The sequence below is a fragment of the Vineibacter terrae genome (assembly GCF_008039615.1).
Lineage (GTDB): Bacteria > Pseudomonadota > Alphaproteobacteria > Reyranellales > Reyranellaceae > Vineibacter > Vineibacter terrae.
Genome location: NZ_VDUZ01000034.1, coordinates 1 through 16,732, shown reverse-complemented (window position 1 = coordinate 16,732; position 16,732 = coordinate 1). Strand labels below are relative to the sequence as shown.

Annotated in this window: 14 protein-coding genes and 2 pseudogenes; 9 read left to right on the top strand and 7 right to left on the bottom strand. The window is 68.5% G+C overall.

The window, feature by feature from the left end:
• Nucleotides 1–76 precede the first annotated feature (76 nt).
• From FHP25_RS26020 to FHP25_RS26005, 4 genes are all read right to left on the bottom strand, one after another.
• On the bottom strand, nt 77–1,051 hold the full coding sequence (locus tag FHP25_RS26020; protein WP_147849900.1) for an adenosine kinase: 975 nt from the start codon (nt 1,049–1,051) through the stop codon (nt 77–79).
• Between the two features lie 106 nt (nt 1,052–1,157).
• Nucleotides 1,158–1,736, bottom strand: a complete 579-nt coding sequence (locus FHP25_RS26015) for a L,D-transpeptidase family protein (protein ID WP_147849899.1) — start codon at nt 1,734–1,736, stop codon at nt 1,158–1,160.
• Nucleotides 1,733–3,217, bottom strand: a complete 1,485-nt coding sequence (locus FHP25_RS26010) for a M48 family metalloprotease (protein ID WP_147849898.1) — start codon at nt 3,215–3,217, stop codon at nt 1,733–1,735. The genes FHP25_RS26015 and FHP25_RS26010 overlap by 4 nt, the downstream gene beginning before the upstream one ends.
• On the bottom strand, nt 3,214–4,026 hold the full coding sequence (locus tag FHP25_RS26005; protein ID WP_147849897.1) for a thermonuclease family protein: 813 nt from the start codon (nt 4,024–4,026) through the stop codon (nt 3,214–3,216). The genes FHP25_RS26010 and FHP25_RS26005 overlap by 4 nt, the downstream gene beginning before the upstream one ends.
• A 122-nt stretch (nt 4,027–4,148) precedes the next feature.
• Between FHP25_RS26005 and pip the strand changes: the two genes are divergently transcribed.
• Nucleotides 4,149–5,300 carry a prolyl aminopeptidase gene (gene pip, locus FHP25_RS40930; RefSeq protein WP_331461705.1) on the top strand — a complete coding sequence of 384 codons (1,152 nt, stop codon included), beginning with the start codon at nt 4,149–4,151 and terminating at the stop codon, nt 5,298–5,300.
• A gap of 441 nt (nt 5,301–5,741) precedes the next feature.
• Here pip and FHP25_RS41995 read toward each other — a convergent pair.
• Nucleotides 5,742–7,043 (bottom strand): annotated as a pseudogene (locus tag FHP25_RS41995) (DUF3987 domain-containing protein); the annotation flags it as partial.
• A 927-nt stretch (nt 7,044–7,970) separates the two neighbouring features.
• Between FHP25_RS41995 and FHP25_RS25995 the strand changes: the two are divergent.
• The 4 genes and pseudogenes from FHP25_RS25995 to FHP25_RS40925 all read left to right on the top strand — a co-directional run.
• A pseudogene (locus tag FHP25_RS25995) lies at nt 7,971–8,207 on the top strand (transposase); the annotation flags it as partial.
• Between the two features lie 114 nt (nt 8,208–8,321).
• A complete protein-coding gene (locus tag FHP25_RS25990) occupies nt 8,322–8,639 on the top strand; it encodes a hypothetical protein (RefSeq protein WP_147849895.1) in 318 nt (105 codons plus the stop codon).
• Nucleotides 8,636–9,412, top strand: coding sequence for a DUF1828 domain-containing protein (locus FHP25_RS25985; protein WP_147849894.1), 777 nt, complete (start codon nt 8,636–8,638; stop codon nt 9,410–9,412). Before FHP25_RS25990 ends, FHP25_RS25985 begins: the two co-directional genes overlap by 4 nt.
• 2 nt (nt 9,413–9,414) lie before the next feature.
• A complete protein-coding gene (locus FHP25_RS40925; protein ID WP_178133788.1) occupies nt 9,415–9,588 on the top strand; it encodes a hypothetical protein in 174 nt (57 codons plus the stop codon).
• 596 nt (nt 9,589–10,184) lie between these two features.
• Here the strand turns inward: FHP25_RS40925 and FHP25_RS25975 are convergent.
• Nucleotides 10,185–10,505, bottom strand: a complete 321-nt coding sequence (locus tag FHP25_RS25975) for an antitoxin VbhA family protein (RefSeq protein ID WP_218578602.1) — start codon at nt 10,503–10,505, stop codon at nt 10,185–10,187.
• A gap of 198 nt (nt 10,506–10,703) precedes the next feature.
• On the opposite strand from FHP25_RS25975, the gene FHP25_RS25970 reads away from it, so the two are divergent.
• Nucleotides 10,704–11,474, top strand: coding sequence for a class I SAM-dependent methyltransferase (locus FHP25_RS25970; RefSeq protein WP_147849892.1), 771 nt, complete (start codon nt 10,704–10,706; stop codon nt 11,472–11,474).
• A gap of 41 nt (nt 11,475–11,515) precedes the next feature.
• Here FHP25_RS25970 and FHP25_RS25965 read toward each other — a convergent pair whose 3' ends face one another.
• Complete coding sequence (locus FHP25_RS25965) at nt 11,516–12,328, bottom strand: alpha/beta fold hydrolase (protein ID WP_147849891.1); 813 nt, start codon at nt 12,326–12,328, stop codon at nt 11,516–11,518.
• A gap of 664 nt (nt 12,329–12,992) precedes the next feature.
• Between FHP25_RS25965 and FHP25_RS25960 the strand changes: the two genes are divergently transcribed.
• From FHP25_RS25960 to FHP25_RS25950, 3 genes are all read left to right on the top strand, one after another.
• Complete coding sequence (locus FHP25_RS25960; RefSeq protein ID WP_218578601.1) at nt 12,993–14,135, top strand: ABC transporter ATP-binding protein; 1,143 nt, start codon at nt 12,993–12,995, stop codon at nt 14,133–14,135.
• A gap of 107 nt (nt 14,136–14,242) precedes the next feature.
• Complete coding sequence (locus FHP25_RS25955) at nt 14,243–15,292, top strand: ABC transporter substrate-binding protein (protein WP_147849889.1); 1,050 nt, start codon at nt 14,243–14,245, stop codon at nt 15,290–15,292.
• Nucleotides 15,293–15,374: 82 nt separating this feature from the next.
• Nucleotides 15,375–16,610, top strand: a complete 1,236-nt coding sequence (locus tag FHP25_RS25950) for an ABC transporter permease (protein WP_147849888.1) — start codon at nt 15,375–15,377, stop codon at nt 16,608–16,610.
• Nucleotides 16,611–16,732 lie beyond the last annotated feature (122 nt).

Genomic DNA, 16,732 nt, shown 5'->3' with positions numbered 1-16,732 from the left:
GCCGCGACAGTCTCCGCTCTACGCCTTGCTACAAGCGGATGCGCGCGTGGACGCGCGCGGTCCGAAATCGACATGCCTAGATCAGCGTCTTCAGCGGCGTCTCGGGTCGGGCGCCGAAATGCGAGATGATCTCGGCCGCCGCCACGCCGCCGATCCGCGCGCACTCGGCCAGCGGCAGGCCGCGCGTGAAGCCATACAGGAAGCCCGCGGCATAGAGATCGCCGGCGCCGGTCGTATCGACGACCTGGCCGACGCGCGCCGCGTCCACGACATGGACCTCCTCGCCGCGCACCACCACCGAGCCCTTGGCGCTGCGTGTCAGCGCCGCGACCTTGCCCTCGCTGCGCACCGCCTGCAGGGCCTCGTCGAACGTGCTCACCTGGTAGAGCGACAGCAGCTCGCTTTCGTTGGCGAACAGGATGTCGACCCGGGTGCGCACCAGGTCGAGGAACTCGGCGCGCCAGCGGTCGACGCAGAAGGAATCGCTCAAGGTCAGCGCGACCTGGCGCCCGGCGGCATGCGCGGCGTCCATCGCCTTCACCACCGCGGCCTTGGCATCCGGTGGATCCCACAGGTAGCCCTCGATATATGTGACCGCGGCCGAGCCGACGAGCACGGGGTCGATGTCGGCCGCCGTCAGGGTGACGCACGCGCCGAGATAAGTGTTCATCGTGCGCTGGGCGTCGGGTGTGACAAAGATGAGGCAGCGTGCGGTCGACGGCCCGGACGTCGCGGCCGGCGTGTCGAACGCCACGCCCACGCTGCGGATGTCGTGGCGGAACGTCCAGCCCAGGCCGTCGGCGCGCACCTTGCCGATATAGGCCGCCCGGCCGCCCAGCGAGGCGATGCCGGCCATGGTGTTGGCGCACGATCCACCCGAGCATTCCACGGCGCCGCGCATCGCCTGGTACAGCGCCTCGGCACGCTCGGCGTCGATCAGCGACATCGCCCCCTTGGCCAGCCGGTTGAACCGCAGGAACTCGTCGTCGGTGCGCGCCAGGACGTCGACGATGGCATTGCCGATGCCGAGCACGTCGTAGGAAGCCTTCATGAGGGGGGACTCGCTGTTCTCATTGGTTACGGGCGCAGTATATCGGCCGCCGCGGGTGGCGGCGAGACGCTCATTCGGTCAGGTCGCGCCGCTCCAGCGGCGCTCTTTATCCTGGTGGGGAAGACGAAGAGGCGCCGCTGGAGCGGCGCGGCCCGACCGACGAAGCCGTCACGCGCAAGGCGTCGTTGCCGTCGCACGCCCGCAGCAGGGCCAGCAGGTCGTCGCGCGCCAGGGCGACGCAGCCCTCGGTCGGCGTGAAGTGCGGACGCGCCACATGCAGGAAGATGGCGCTGCCGCGCCCCGCCACCGGTGGATCGTCGTTGTAGCCCAGCTCGACGACGACATCGTAGACCGCGTCGTCCCGCCACAGCCGCTCGTGGCGCGCCGGGTGCGGCAGCGTCACCGGCCGGTTGTAGTCGGGCGAGGACGCATCGTCGCACCAGCCGTCGCTGGCGACGATCGCCCGCAGCGGCAGCACGCTCGCCGGCGGCGCGCTCAGCCGGTCGGCCCGGTACCAGACGCGGCGCAGCGCCCAGGTGCCGATCGGTGTCGCGCCGTCGCCCTCGCGCTTGTCGATGCGCGCACCGCCGCGGCCCAGGGCGCAGGGCCGGTCGCCGGCGCCGGGGATGACGACCCGGCCACGCGTGGCATCGGCAGCATCGGCTGCGACCGCGAAGACCGTCACTCGCTCACCACGATCCTGACGCGCTGTCCCGGCGACAGCTGATCACCCGGCTGCAGCCCGTTCATCATCAGGAAACGCGCCAGGCGATAGCCGTCATCGGCCGGGCTGCGCGCCGCCAGGCGCTCGGGCGTGTCGCCCGGCTTCACCGTCACCACCACCAGCCGCCGCGGCCGCGCCTGCGCCACCTCGCTCGCGCTCAGGCGGCGAAACGTCCGGGCGGCATGGAACAGCTCCTCGGCGCGCACCGCCGGCCCGACGGCGCGCGACACCAGCAGGAACGTGCACAGGCCGGGCGGGAAATTGATGGCCACGACCCGGCCATCGACATCGCCGCTGGTCGAGGAGCGGGGCGTGACGCCGGTGGCGGCCTCGAAGCCGTTGATCACCAGCGTGCGCGCGTCGCTCAACGGCACCGACGGAAACAGGCGACGCATCGAATCGATCATGTTGCCGTCAGGACGGCGCGCGGTGCAGCCGAACACCATGTAGGCGTTGTCCGGTCCTCGCGCCTGCACCGATTGCGGGCTGTTCAGCAGCGTGTAGCCCATCGGCGCCTCGAACGCGAAGCCGAGCTGCGGATGCAGGAAGCGCCGGCCGCGTGCGAAGCCCTCCTGCGGCGGATCGCCGTACAGCATGCCGTTCAGCGCATCGAGGTAGGCGTCGCTGTCGCGGCGGCCGCTGACATTGCCGCCGCCGGCCGCGATGCGCGCCGCCTCGACGCGATCGACCGTGCGCGGATGCGTGGCGAAGCGGCTCTGCCGATCGAAGACATCCGGCGGCAGGCCCAGCACGCGGGCCTGCAGCACGTTGTAGTCCAGCAGCCGCTGCAACGACCGCGCCGCGGCGGTCGAATCATAGCCGGCCTTGGTCAGGAGCTGGACGGCGATGCGGTCGGCCTCGAATTCCTGGTCGCGCGAATAGGCGCGCGCCTGCACCAGTTCCATCTCGGCGAAGGCCAGTGCCAATTGCGGATCGCGCGTGCTGCGCGCCACCTCGATCACCGTCTGGTAGATCCGTGCTTCCTGGGCCCGGCGCTGGGCGGCGTGCCGGGCCAGCACATGCCCCATCTCATGGCCCATCACCGCTGCCAGCTCGGCTTCGTCCTGCAGCACCGCGAGCAGGCCGCGCGTGACGAACACATCGCCCTGCTCGGTCGCGAACGCATTCACCTGCGGCGAGCTCAGCACCGTGAACCGCCAGATGCCGGTGCCCAGGCCGTTGGCCGCCACGAGCTGCTGGCCGACGCGCTCGACGTAGCCCGCGACCGACCCTTCGGTGTAGGGACCGCCATAGCGCCGCAACGCCGCCGCGCGCTGCGCATCGGCGAGCACCGGCTGCCCCTCGCGGGCCGCAGCCGGCGCCGTCGTCGTTGCCGTCGTATCGTTCGAGGGCGCGCAGGCGGTCACGAGAGCCAGTCCGAGCACCGCCAGCAGCAAGGAGAGCACCCGACGCAGGCGCTGCTCCAGGTTTGGCACAATCATCGCTCGACCACCTCCAACTGCTCCGGCACCGCTAGCTCGATCACCGGCACGCCGCCACGATTGCGCAACCAGCCGCGCACCCGGATGCGCCGCCCGACAAGAACGGCAGGCTCAAGGCCTGCCGCAGCCAGCAGTTTGCGGACCTTGGGCTCGATCGTCACGCCGAAATCGCGCCGCCGATCGTCGCCGAACGACAATGTCGTGCCGGCACGGCCGGTGATCACCGACTGCGGTCGCTCCTCGACGACGACGTACGAGTCGAACCGGGCGCCGATCTCGGACGGATGCAGCAGGCGATATCGGCTGTCGGCCCACAGGCCGCGCGTTGCTGCGCGCGCCATGGCCTCCGCAGCATACAGCGGCGGCACCAGGCTTCTTGTAACAAAAGTGGGATAGACGCGGGCATGGCCGTCGGCGAGGAGGCGCTCGGCCAGCGACCGGCAGGACGCGTCGCGCGCGATCGCGAGGCGGCGCGCATGGCGATCGGCGGCAGCCCCGACCGGGATCAGCCGCAGGGCCCGGCGCAGGACCAGCGCATCCAGCGCCGCCTGCGCGTCGTCGGCGGGAGAGGCGCGAGAACGCCTGCCGTCGCCGGCATCGAGCGGCGCACGGGCGCCGTCGCCACGCTTGGGCGCCAGCACGCCGGCCAGCCGCCACTCCTGGCCGTCGTCGGTCCGAAACGTGTCGCCGTCCAGCGCGCGCGCACCGGTCACGGCGATGGCGGCATCGTCGCAGCCCGCAGCCGCGGCGGTGTCCAGTCCGAGCGCCAGGAAAAACAGGCACGCGACGATCCTGACAATGCGCCACATTGCTTCTCCTCGCGAAGGTGGCCGTCGTGCTCACACATCTATCGCACCTTCTGTCAGCGAGGGATCTCCTGCGGCAAGACGCACAGTGGGCAATTCGCGGGAGATCCCTCGCTGCGCTCGGGATGACAGAAGGTGCAGGCACAAACGGAAGTGCGGAGCATTTGACCCGACCGGGCATTCGCATAAGATCAGCATCGATCATGAATGCGACGGATGCCAGCCTCGGCTGGGCGCCGCGCGTCTGCCGGGAGAGCACGAGGCGCATGCCGAGGTCGGAGAACCCGCTACGGTCGGAACTGTTCGCGGACATCGTCCCCTACGCCAGCGGCATGCTGGCGGTCGACAGCCGCCATACGCTCTACTGGGAACAGAGCGGCAATCCCGACGGCGTGCCCGTCGTGTTCCTGCACGGCGGCCCCGGCGCCGGCTCGGCGCCGGTGCATCGCCGCTTCTTCGATCCATCCTTCTATCGCATCATCATCTTCGACCAGCGCGGCGCCGGGCGCTCCTTGCCGCTGGGCGACGTCACCGACAACACGACGCCGCACCTGATCGACGACCTCGAGAAGCTGCGCCAGCACCTGGGCGTGCGGCAATGGCTGGTGTTCGGCGGCTCCTGGGGCTCGACGCTGGCGCTTGCCTATGGCCAGCACTATCCCGACCGCTGCCTCGGCTTCATCCTGCGCGGCATCTTCCTGGGGCGCGACGAGGAGGTGCAGTGGTTCCTCCAGGGCATGCGCACCGTGTTCCCCGAGCCGTGGCGCGATTTCGTCGGGCACCTGCCGGCCGCCGAGCGTGGCGACGTTCTGGGCCACTACTACCGGCGGCTGGTCGACCCCGACCCCGCCCGGCACCAGCCGGCCGCCCGCGCCTGGAGCCGCTACGAGGCCGCCTGCTCGACGTTGTATCCGGCCGCCAAGGGCCCGCTGGAGGCCGAGGCCGGCGGCTTCGCGCTGGCACTGTCGCGCATCGAGGCCCACTACTTCGTCAACCGGGTGTTCCTGCCCGAAGGCTGGCCGTGGAAGGCGCTCGATCGCATCCGCCATCTGCCGTGCACCATCGTGCAGGGGCGCTACGATATCGTCTGCCCACCCGTCACGGCCGACGAGCTGTGCCGCGCCTGGCCCGAGGCCAATTGCGTGATCGTGCCCGATGCCGGGCATTCGGCGCTCGAGCCCGGCATCCGCGCCGCGCTGGTGAGCGCCACCGAGTCGTTCCGGCTGTCGCACTACAGCGTCGACCTCTTCGCGCCGCGCTTCCCCTGGCAGGAGTGACGCATCACCGTCGCCCGCAATGGGGTTGCGCAAATTGCGCGGATCCCTTCCCCCGGGTCCTGAGCGCAGCGAAGGACCCTGCGATGGTGACGACAGCGCCAATACTTCGGGCGAATCACCAACGCGGCCGTTCCCTGGACAACCACCACAAGGTCCTTCGCTGCGCTCAGGACGACAGCGAGCATCCCACAGCCTTGGGTTCACCTGCCAGCGGCGGCGGCGGCGGCCGGGACCTTTGGACTGAGGCGCGACGGCGCGCAGGCAGCCGGCCGCCACCAGCGCGGCGATGATGGCGTCGGCGCCGGCTGCGTCCACCGCCTGGGACAAGGCATCGCGTCGGATCTGCTCGCGCGAGACCTCGCGCAGGCGCTGCACCGCCAGCCACGTGAGCACCTTGCCGACATGACGCCGGCCGTCGTCGCCTGAAGTATCCAGCACCGCGCAGGCGTGCGGCCACAGATAGTCCCACCAGAGTCCGGCCGCGGCCCGCATGGCCCAGCCCGGTATCTGCGCCGGCTCCGCCGTGCCGGCCGGCCGCGCCGCCCAGTCGAGGAACGCCAGCACCCCCGCCAGGCGCAGCACGGTGCCCGGTCCCTTGTCCCACCACGCGGCCTGGCGTCCCTCCAGCCCGTCCAGCGCCTCGTCGTGGGCGCGCCTGAAGGCATCGAGCGACAGACGCGCGTCGGGCGTCAGCGTGACGTCACGTGCCGCCGCCGGCATGTCGCGCAGGCGCGCCAGCGCATCGAGCGCGGCGGCGTCGCCCTCGTCCGATGCCGGCGACCAGGGCCGGAGCTCGGCGCGGCGCGGCGACACGAACAGGAACCGCGCGGCCAGATCGTCGTCGGGCGCCGACGCTCCGGGGTTCAGGGTGCCCAGGATCGAAACAGCGGCATGCGGGATGTCGAGCGGCAGCGGACGCGCGCGGGCGAAGGTCCACGGCCGGGCCGACCACGCCTTCAGCCAGTGGCGCCGATCCGCGCCGGCCCGCTGGCGCGCCACGTGGCCGAGCCAGCCGCCCAGGGCGTCGGGCGCCAGCAGGATGCTGCGCGCGTTGCCGCGCAAGGCGTCGGCCACGGTGCCGATGCACGGGTCATCGAGGACGAGCCGGCGCGGCAGCGGCGGCTCCATCGCATCCTGCGGCAGATCATCGGGTTCCGCCCCGTTCATCACCATGTTGCGTACATCGGCGCGCCACAAACGGGCGATGGCCCGCGCCGCCTCCCGGGCCGCCGCATGGCGGCGGCACGCGGCCTCGCCCGTCGTGCCCAGGCCATGCTCCAGCGCACGCGCCAGCCGCAGCATCGCGTCCATGCCGCGCGTGCGGCCCGACGACGGCGCCCCCGCCAGCGCCGCCCACAGCACGCACGGCTCGCGCCATCCGGGCACCGGGCAGATGCCGCGGGCATCGCCGATCAGGCCGGCGGCCACGGCCAGCAGCGACAGCGCCACGTAGTCGACCGGCGCGGCGACAGCGCCGGCGGCATGCCCGGTCCAGGCACGCCAGAACGGCGGCAGGACGTCGACGGGGAAGGCCGGGAGATCGCCATGCCGGGCATCCAGGAAGGAGAGATCAGGCGCGGGCCAGTCGTCGTCCGGCAGCGGCGCGGACGCGGCGGCGGCGCCACTGGCCGGCGCCGGCTCCGGCCGGGCCCCAGGACAAGCCGGCTCATGCAAGCGACCATCCGCGAGCGCATCATGGCAAGGCGGGCCTGCCCCGTTCGGCGCCGCCGCCTCCGCCGTCATGCCGCGCACCATCTGCCGCAGCCCGTCCGGCGTGACGCCAGCGGGCAGCGGACGAGCGAAGTGCCATCCCGCCGGCCATGATGACGGCACCTGGGCCTGCACAACGCTGCGGGCCACGCCGCGCAACCGATTGCTGAAGCGGGCCATCGCCGTGAGGCTGGGCATGTCCTTGTCAGGCCACAGGATGATGTCGCGGCCGCTGAGCGCCACGACATCGGCTTTGTTGACCGCGTTGGGACCGCCTGCCCAGGTGACGCAGACATGATCCGGAAGGAGATCGCGCGCCGCGTCGGCGGCCTCCTCGCCCTGCACCACCAGCACGGGCGCGTCGGGCCGCAACGGCAGCGCCGCGGCGCCGTAGATCGGCAGCGATCCCGGCGGCACGTGCCAGTACCAGGCAGTGCCGTTGCCGACCGCCGGCACGGCGATCGTGCGCCCCGCCCGGGTCACGAAGCGGGCGACGGCGAAGGTGTCGCTGTAGCGCCACCAGCGCAGCGGCTTGCCGTGCTCGGTGTGGGTGAGGTCCGCAAGATCGCGCGCGCTCATGGCCGCCACCGCTGCTCGGAACGGGGTGGCGCAGCCGGCTCGGCAGGCGCAACGCGCCGGCACGCAAGGGTTGGGATGGCCATGGAAATGGACCTGGTGTTGGTGGAGACGGCGTTGCCTGTCGGCCGGCAACCGGCGGAACGCCCGCGCTCGGCCCGGCGGCGGCCTCGCCCCTTGCGACGGGGCGCCCGTTGGTCCTTCGGAACCCCTCAAGACACGCCCCGGCGGCGGGCATGCGAGCTATATATCGAATTCTTGATCAAAGAACAAGTGAAATCTGACCCCACCCGAATCTAGAGCGCGTTCCGCCGAAATGGACGCACGCCGTTGCCCGCCCCCCCCCGCTGTCATCCCTGATGTCCGGTCTTTCAAGGCCCAGACCAGTGCTATGCGTGCCGCAAGCCATTCACGGTCTAGGTCGGCACGGTGTTCGAGTCCGCCCATATCCCGCTGCACAAGATGCTGCAGGCAGTCTACCTGCTGTCCTCTTCCAAGAAGGGCTTCAGCGCGAAGTAACTGGAGCGCACGCTAGAGATTACCTACAAGGCCGCGTGGTTTCTGTTCCATCGCATCGGCGAAGCGATGGCGAGCGGCAACCGCTCTGCCCTTGGCGTAGAGGACACTGAACGCACGGCCGAAGCGCTGCGCGGTGTCGTCAGCAAGCGCCTGACCTATCGGTGGTCTTGTGCAAAAGCGTAGACCCTAGTTAAATCCCCGCTGGGGGAGGCGACCATGAAACTGGTCGAGGTCATAAGGGCCACCAAGGTCGATGTGGAGATCGGGAAGTGGGAGACGGGGCACATCACTCGCTCCCAATTTCCGCTCTCGCAGGCGAAAAACAAAAACTACAAGTTCGGTCCAGACTATCGCTGGAGGGTTGTCCGCTTCCGATGTCTCGGCCACGAGTGGCGCGTGTTGCTTCTGCTATGCGCGCCACGCGAAATTTTCCGAACTACACTGGCGGTGGAAGTGGGTGGCGACCTGCGCGTCGTCTGCCAGCATGAATACCATGCATCAGAGCCCGGCTGGCATTGCCATCTTAGCCTATGAACGATCGACAATTCTGCAAGGCGTTCTGCGACGAAGTCGCTTTACGAGAAGTTCCTCTTGGGTACGTGCTCAAGACGCCATTCCGTCGGGACGATGGGGACGCGATCGCCATCTACATTCGTCGACACCACGAATTGGACGCTTTTCGCTTGGAAGACGATGGGCAGACGATTGGCTATCTGGAAGCCGCCGGTGTTGATCTGGACGCAGACTCACGCTTTGAGGCGCTCACCGACCTGATGCGCGAGTATGCGGTGCATTACGACGAACGCGGCGTCTTGCTTCACACTGGCTATGTTCACGAAGCCAACCTGCCAGCCCTGGCAGTCAAGTTCAGCGCCTTCCTCCTGCGCGTCTACGACTTGCTGCTGTTGGCTCGAAATAGGGTGCGCAGCACGTTCCGCGACGATCTCATAGCGATGGTAGAAAGCCAATTTGGCGCAAGCTGTCGGATCGATCTGAATGTCCCGTTGCAGGAGTCGATGAAAGACTACGTGATCGATATCCTTGTGCGCTCTCCCGGCAATCGTGTGTTAGCGATCTACGCGGGCACTTCCGAAATGAAGGCCCTAGAGGCGCTTCTGTTCTGGCGCGAAAGCCGCGAGCAGAAGGTCCAGCACGTTCGGTCAATGCTAGTGCTGGAAGAAGCCAAGCCTCGGGACATCAAGGATCGCACACTGTCACGCGTGATGAACAGCGACATACTCCTTGCTTCAATGGATGGCGAAGAGATCGCCATCCGTCGGAAGATGGAATTCAACCTACTGAACTAACCATGACCAAGACAAATCCCCAAACCAGCCAAAGCCAGAAGTTCCTCGACGCCGCTCGCGCGGCCGAGTGCGACGAAGATCCGGCCGCATGGGACCGGCGGCTGAAGGCGATTGTGAAGGCGCCGACTGTCAAGGCGGCACCAGCGAAGCCCAAGGCGAAACGGAAGCGCGCCTAGGCGCCATGCCCAAGACACCTATTCTGGGCGGTCAGGCCAAAGGGAGTAGCGCTGTCATTGCTTGGTAAGCGAGACTGTGCCGCTACCCCCGTACTGCCCACTCCTGCCGAAGAAGGACGCATGACCACTGGCCTTGCCACCACCTACCGTCAGTGTCATGTCGCCGCTGGCGAACTTCACGAAGACCTTGTCACCCTTCAGGGTGACCGCCTCGACAATATCGCTGCCCCCCATAGGTGCCCTGGTTCAGGGAACCGCTGGCTTTCGGGCCAACTGAGTTCACAGTGAGCGTGATCAGATTGCCGCTGGCCATAGTGCCCTTCCAAACACCAACCATCGAGGCGAGGTCAGGGGGCTGCGCAGGTGCAGTGGTCGCCATGGCGAACGTCGCCACGACGGCCGCAAAGAATGCCGTCCTCAGTTGAGTTCTCCCCATAGAGCAGCGGGATGCGCACTACACAACAATTGCTTGGGGACTTTCCGACGTCAACCACTCGGAACCCATCAGAGTGCAGCCCTTTCCAGCAGGGCTGACGAGGGCAATATCAGCCTATTGCGGCTGGGTATGGGAAAGACATAATCGCCAAACGTAAGGATCAGTCACGGCCGCGCGCGTGGGCTCTTTCAAGAAGGATTGCGTGTGCTTCGGCGTCAGTGATCTCGCCCGCCACCCATCGTTCCGTCAGCGCCTGGGCCTCGGCCGACAACGTGAGTCCTTCCAGCCGCAAGCTATGGCGTGCGCTGCGCGCCGCGGCTTCCCGCCGCCCGCGTTCGGCATCGCTGATCGTCGCCGCGTCCGGCGTCTTGTTCCGCACGGTTGACCTGGACAATGCCATGCTGCCGGATGAGCCGGCAGTGCAGCAGATGCGGCGGGCGCACGCACTCTTGCCCGCATTGCCGCCCTGGTTCAACGCCACGTGGTGCCGTACATTCCTTGCTGCTCCCAGGTGCTGGGGCGCAAGGGAATATGGCAACGTCAGAGGCGACGGTCCCCTCCGCAGGCAGGGCGATCGCCTATGGGAGCATCGGTGCTGTCTCCTCGCTCCGCTGCCGCGGGGCGAGGGGTGAACGGCTGCATATGCGATCGCCCTCAATGATCAGCAGGAATTCAATCCATGTGCGCGATTCATGATGCTGCCGCGAAAGGGTACGCAACGGCCGCCCGGGCGTATGTGAGCGGCCGGCCCGGCTATCCGCCCGAAAGCGACACGTGGCTGCGCGAGGTGGTCGGCCTGGGCCCGGGCACGACCGTCGTCGACCTGGGCGCCGGGACGGGGAAATTCCTGCCGTATCTGCGGCGGACGGGCGCCCGCCTTCTGGCCGTCGAGCCCGTCGCCGAGATGCGCGCCCAGATCGAGCGCGATCATGACTCCGTGCGCGTCATGAACGGCACGGCGACCGCCATTCCTCTCGCCGACGCCTCGGTCGACGCTGTCGTCTGCGCGCAGTCGTTCCATTGGTTCGCCACGCCGGCGGCAATCGCGGAAATCCGCCGTGTGCTCATCCCCAACGGGGTTCTCGGGCTGATCTGGAACGTGCGCGACGAAAGCGTGCCGTGGGTGGCGGCGCTGACGGCGATCGTCGATCCCTTCCAGGGCGGTGCGCCACGCTATCGCAGCGGCGACTGGCGCCGCGTCTTTCCCGCTGAAGGCTTCTCAGCGCTCGGCGAGCGGCACGCGCGCAACGGCCATGTCGGAAAGTCCGAGCACGTCATCGTCGACCGGATGCTGTCGACCAGCTTCATCGCATCGCTGCCGCCCGAGCAGCACGCGGCCGTCGCCCGGCAGCTGCGATCGGTGATCGCCGCGACGCCGTCGCTGGCGTCCGCCGGGGAAGTGACCTTTCCCTACGACACCGCCATGTTTGCGTACCGCAAGGTCAGCTAGGAAGCAGCCCTGCCGCGTGGCCGATCCATCCAGCGCCCGCCTCACCCCACGTCAGCAACGAAAGCCGCCAGCAGCGCGTTGAAGGCGGCAGCATCCTCCCATTGCGGCGCGTGGCCGGCGTCGGGCAGCACCTGCACGGTTTGTCGCCACAACGTCGGCAGCTGGAGCGTCTCGAAATAGGCGCCGTTCACGAGCTGCTCGCGCGCGCCATGCAGGACGGCCAGCGGGCGGTCCAGATGGGCAACAATCTCGATCTCATCGCGATACCCACCCGGCGCGATGCTGGCCGCAAGCTGCGCACGGGCGCGTCCGTCGGTGCGCATCACATCGTCGACGAACGACGCAGGAATGTCGGACCAACCCGGCCTGAAGAAGGACTCGACATACTGCTCGGCCTGGGCGCGCGTGATCTCCGCGGTGAACCCGACGCCCATCGCCGGGTTGGGCAGGAAAGCCTGGTCCATGGCCGGCGGGAAACCCAGCGGCGGCGTGCCGAAGATCATGAAGCCGCGCGCACGCGGCAGCGCCGGGGCCGCTTCCAGGATGATGTGGCCGCCGAGGCTCCAGCCCACGAAGACCGCGTCCTGCAGGCCACGGTCCGACGCAAGCGCCACCAGGGCGTCGGCATAGGCCGGCAGGCCATACCCGGCGTCCTGCATGTCGGCCGAGTGGCCATGACCCGGCAGGTCGATCGCGACCAGCCGCAGCTCGCGTGCCAGCGGCGCCGATATCTGGCGCTCGAACGCGCGCATCGACGAGGAGTTGCCATGGACCAGGACGACCGCGCGTCCCGTGCCTTGCGACTCCCGGTAGGCGACGGCGCCGCGCGGGCCCTCGAAGGTCATAGGCTCCATTGCATCCCTCCAGCATGCGCCACGGCAAGGCTGCGGCCGTGCGGGTCACAGGCACCGTACACCATCGGCAAGGGCGGCAGCCACGCCGTAGCCCCCCGCGCACGCGCGCGCCGCGCGGTACAAGCAATGAGGCCCGGCCCGCTTGGGGAGGGCTATCGCATATGGCACTATCGGCCGAATCGTCAGAAGACGAACCACAGAGTTCCACACCGGCTACGCCGACCACAAGGGTTGGAACGGCGCACGGTGGTGGGGCCATACGCTGGGAGCGCGCCACTCCGTGGCGCGTCTTCGTCCGGGACGGCGCATGACGCGCCACGGAGTGGCGCGCCCCCAGCGTCTGATCCAGGCGCCTGGGCCAATTCCCTTTCAGGCGCAGAGACACAGAGGTCACACAGAGGAAGACGCCACCGCGCGCCGAAGGCGCGCAACCCTTCGTTCTCTGTGTTGCCTCTGTGCCTCTGTACTACTAACCTCAAAAATCTCCGCGAGCTGCGGTGATTTGGGTAGCCTTCATGGTGAGCCTGTCGAACCATGAAGGCGTCGCACGAGCAGTGGTGCGGCGCCTCATGGTTCGACAAGCTCACCATGAAGCGGTCCTTCCGCCATTTGGTTGCGGCCAAAGGCTGCGCTGTGTCTCTGTGGTCAGCTTTCATGGCGCCATATGCGATTGCCCTACCCGCCTGGGGAGCTCGAAACGGTGGAGATCGGACGCGACACGCGCGCCATTGTCAGCATGCGCGGCGTTACCAAGAGCTATGACGGCAGGAGCCTCGTCGTCCGCCGCCTCGACCTCGACGTCATGCGCGGCGAGTTCCTGACGCTGCTGGGCCCGTCAGGCTCGGGCAAGACCACCACCCTCATGATGCTGGCCGGCTTCGAGACGGCCACGACCGGCGAGATCCTGCTCGAGGACCGTCCCGTCACCCGGCTGCCGCCGCACAAGCGCGGCATCGGCGTGGTGTTCCAGAACTACGCCCTCTTCCCGCATATGACCGTGGCGCAGAACCTCGCCTATCCGCTGACGGTGCGGAAGGTGGCCCGGGCCGATATCGCCGAGAAAGTGCGCCGGGCGCTCGACATGGTACGCTTGGCCGGTTTCGACGACCGCCGGCCGGCCCAGCTCTCGGGCGGCCAGCAGCAGCGCGTGGCGCTGGCGCGCGCGCTGGTGTTCGAGCCGTCGCTGGTGCTGATGGACGAGCCGCTGGGGGCGCTGGACAAGCAGCTGCGCGAGCGCATGCAGTTCGAGATCCGCACGCTGCATGAGGCGCTCGGGATCACCTTCGTCTATGTCACGCACGATCAGGCCGAGGCCCTGGCCATGTCGGACCGGATCGCCGTGTTCCATGACGGCGTCGTGCAGCAGCTCGACACGGCCGAGGGACTGTACGAGCGGCCGTGCAATGCGTTCGTGGCCGGCTTCATCGGCGAGAGCAATCGCCTGGCGGGGACGGTCGGCAGCGTCCGCGACGGCGAGGCGCGGATCACCCTGGACGGCGGCGGCGAGGTGATCGGGCGCGCTGCCGATGCCGACACGGCCGGGACCCGCGCTCTCATATCCCTGCGCCCCGAGCGCGTGCGGATCCTGCAGCCGGACGAGCCTGCGGACAACAAGCTGAGCGGACGGGTGCGCGAGCTCATCTATCTGGGGGACCACACCCGCATCGTGCTGTCGGTGGCCGGCAACGACGCGTTCGTCGTCAAGGCCGCCAACACCGGCGCCCCGCTGCCGCACGGCGCCGATGCGCAGGTCACCATCGGCTTCGACGTGCGGGATTGCGTGGCCCTGAGGGCGGCGGCAAACTGACCCGTCGCACCGCACACGGCTGGCCTGTCTTCTTCCTGGGCGCAGCGCAGAGCCAGGCGCCGTCCCCGGCGCCGGGGAGACAAAGGGGTTCTTTGAAGGAGATCAAGATGTCAGGGAAACTGCTTGGCCTCTGGGCCGCCCTTGCGCTTGGCGTCACGGCTGGCACCGCCTACGCCCAGTCGCGGCCGCTCACCGTGGTGTCCTGGGGCGGCGCCTATCAGGCGGCCCAGCGCGAGGTCTATTTCGAGCCTTTCAAGAAGGCCACCGGCATCAAGATGATCGATGAATCCTGGGACGGCGGCATCGGCGTGCTGCGCGCCAAGGTGCAGGGCGGCAACGTGCCGTGGGACGTGGTGCAGGTCGAGTCCGAGGAGCTGGAGCTGGGCTGCGACGAGGGCCTCTATCACGAGCTCGACTACGGCAAGATCGGCGGCAAGGACGCCTACCTGAAGGCGGCCGTGCATGCCTGCGGCGTCGGCGCCATCGTCTACAATTTCGTGCTCGGCTACGACAAGGACAAGCTGAAGACGGCGCCCACGAGCTGGGCCGACTTCTTCGACACGGCGAAGTTCCCCGGCAAGCGCGGGCTGCGCCAGGGGCCCAAGACCTCGCTCGAGATCGCGCTGATCGCCGACGGCGTGGCGCCGGCCGAGGTCTACAAGGTGCTGGCGGCGCCCGGCGGCGTCGACCGCGCCTTCAAGAAGCTCGACACGATCAAGAAAGACCTGGTGTGGTGGAAAGCTGGCGCGCAGCCGCCGCAGCTCCTGGCCTCGGGCGAGGTGGCGATGACCTCGGTCTACAACGGGCGCATCGACGCCGCCAACCGCAGCGACAAGCGCAATTTCGGGATCGTGTGGGACGGCTCGCTCTACACGATCGATTCGCTGGTGATCGTGAAGGGCTCGCCGCATGTCGATGCCGCTTATAAATTCCTCGACTTCGTGGGCAAGGCCGAGAACCAGGCCAAGCTGCCGCCGCTGATCGCCTACGGCGTCACCAATGTCGGCGCCACCAGGCTCATCGACCCGAAGCGGCTGGCGGACCTGCCGACCGACCCCGCCAACATGAAGAACGCCGTGCAGATCTCGGACAAGTTCTGGATCGAGAACATCGACAAGCTGACCGAGCGCTTCAACAAGTGGGCGGCATCGAACTGATGCGAAAAAGTGCTTCATGGTGAGCACAGGTAAATGCTGCGCATTTACCTGTGCTCACCATGAAGGCGACCAGAGAGCAGGGATGGTCACGGTAGCCGAACCCGCCGACGTCCGCCGCCAGGTGCGGCGCGCGGAGCGGCGGCGCCGTCGGCTGGCGGTCCTGCTGGTCGCGCCGCTGGCGGTGTTCCTGCTGCTGACCTTCATCGCGCCGATCATGGAGATGCTGCGCCGGTCGGTGGTCGATACGGACCTGCGCAGCGCCTGGCCGCGCACCGCCGCGGCGCTGGCCGATTGGGACGGCAAGGACCTGCCGCCGGAAGCGGCCTTCGCGGCGCTGGGCCAGGACATGAAGCAAAGCGTCGCCGCCCGCACGGCGGCGATGGTGGCGCGCCGCCTCAACTATGCCGACACTGGCGCGCGCACGCTGATCATGACGACCGGCCGCAAGGTGGCCGGCCTGGACGCGCCGCCACCCAGCTGGCGCGAGGCCTTCATCGCCATCGACCCGGCCTGGGGCGAGCGGCGCACCTGGGCCATGCTGCAGCAGGCGAGCGGCCCCCTGACCAGCTTCTACACGCTCTATGCCCTGGATCTGCGCCGCGATGCCGATGGCAGCATCGTCGCGGCACCGGCCGGCGAGGCGATATTCGTCGACATCCTGCTGCGCACCCTGTCGATCGCGGGGCTGGTCACCGTCATCTGCGCCGTGCTCGGCTTCCCGGTGGCCTATCTCCTGGCCAACGCGCCGGCGCGCGTCGGCAACCTGCTCATGATCCTGGTCCTGGTGCCGTTCTGGACGTCGCTGCTGGTGCGCATCGCGGCCTGGTTCGTGCTGCTGCAGGACCAGGGCCTCGTCAACGAGGCCCTGGTGACGCTGGGCGTGGTCGAGAAGCCCCTGCGCCTCATCTACAACCGCACCGGCGTCATCATCGCGATGGTGCATGTGCTGCTGCCGTTCATGATCATGCCGCTCTACGGCGTGATGAAGACGGTGCCGCCGCAGCTCTACCGGGCCAGCCTGTCGCTGGGCGCGCCGCCCACCACCTCGTTCCTGCGCGTCTATCTCCCGCAGACCAAGCCGGGGATCTTCGCCGGTGTCCTGCTCGTGTTCATCATGTCGGTCGGCTACTACATCACGCCGGCGCTGGTCGGCGGCGCCAACGACCAGATGATCAGCTGGTTCATCGCCTTCTACACCACGGACACGGCCAACTGGGGGCTGGCCGCCGCCCTGGGCCTGGTGCTGCTGGTGGCGACGGGCGTGCTCTACACCGCCTACCAGCGCCTGTCGGGCGCGCGCGGCGTGGCGTTCGGCTAGCCCAACTTTCCCTACTGGCGAGTAGCGAAGGCAGAAAGTGTAATCGAATCAACGGCGGCTCGTGAAAGGTCTTCACTACATGGCGGGCTCGGGCTGGCGGTCGAGGGCACCGGCGGCAGTGA

What these genes read in the sequence shown, in the direction of transcription:
- pip (WP_331461705.1), top strand. Translation starts at nt 4,149, where the DNA reads ATGACAGAAGGTGCAGGCACAAACGGAAGTGCGGAGCATTTGACCCGA.
- FHP25_RS25960 (WP_218578601.1), top strand. Translation starts at nt 12,993, where the DNA reads ATGCGATTGCCCTACCCGCCTGGGGAGCTCGAAACGGTGGAGATCGGA.
- FHP25_RS40925 (WP_178133788.1), top strand. Translation starts at nt 9,415, where the DNA reads ATGACCAAGACAAATCCCCAAACCAGCCAAAGCCAGAAGTTCCTCGAC.
- FHP25_RS25990 (WP_147849895.1), top strand. Translation starts at nt 8,322, where the DNA reads ATGAAACTGGTCGAGGTCATAAGGGCCACCAAGGTCGATGTGGAGATC.
- FHP25_RS25965 (WP_147849891.1), bottom strand. Translation starts at nt 12,328, where the DNA reads ATGGAGCCTATGACCTTCGAGGGCCCGCGCGGCGCCGTCGCCTACCGG.
- FHP25_RS25970 (WP_147849892.1), top strand. Translation starts at nt 10,704, where the DNA reads ATGTGCGCGATTCATGATGCTGCCGCGAAAGGGTACGCAACGGCCGCC.
- FHP25_RS25985 (WP_147849894.1), top strand. Translation starts at nt 8,636, where the DNA reads ATGAACGATCGACAATTCTGCAAGGCGTTCTGCGACGAAGTCGCTTTA.
- FHP25_RS25955 (WP_147849889.1), top strand. Translation starts at nt 14,243, where the DNA reads ATGTCAGGGAAACTGCTTGGCCTCTGGGCCGCCCTTGCGCTTGGCGTC.
- FHP25_RS26010 (WP_147849898.1), bottom strand. Translation starts at nt 3,217, where the DNA reads ATGATTGTGCCAAACCTGGAGCAGCGCCTGCGTCGGGTGCTCTCCTTG.
- FHP25_RS25950 (WP_147849888.1), top strand. Translation starts at nt 15,375, where the DNA reads ATGGTCACGGTAGCCGAACCCGCCGACGTCCGCCGCCAGGTGCGGCGC.
- FHP25_RS26020 (WP_147849900.1), bottom strand. Translation starts at nt 1,051, where the DNA reads ATGAAGGCTTCCTACGACGTGCTCGGCATCGGCAATGCCATCGTCGAC.
- FHP25_RS26005 (WP_147849897.1), bottom strand. Translation starts at nt 4,026, where the DNA reads ATGTGGCGCATTGTCAGGATCGTCGCGTGCCTGTTTTTCCTGGCGCTC.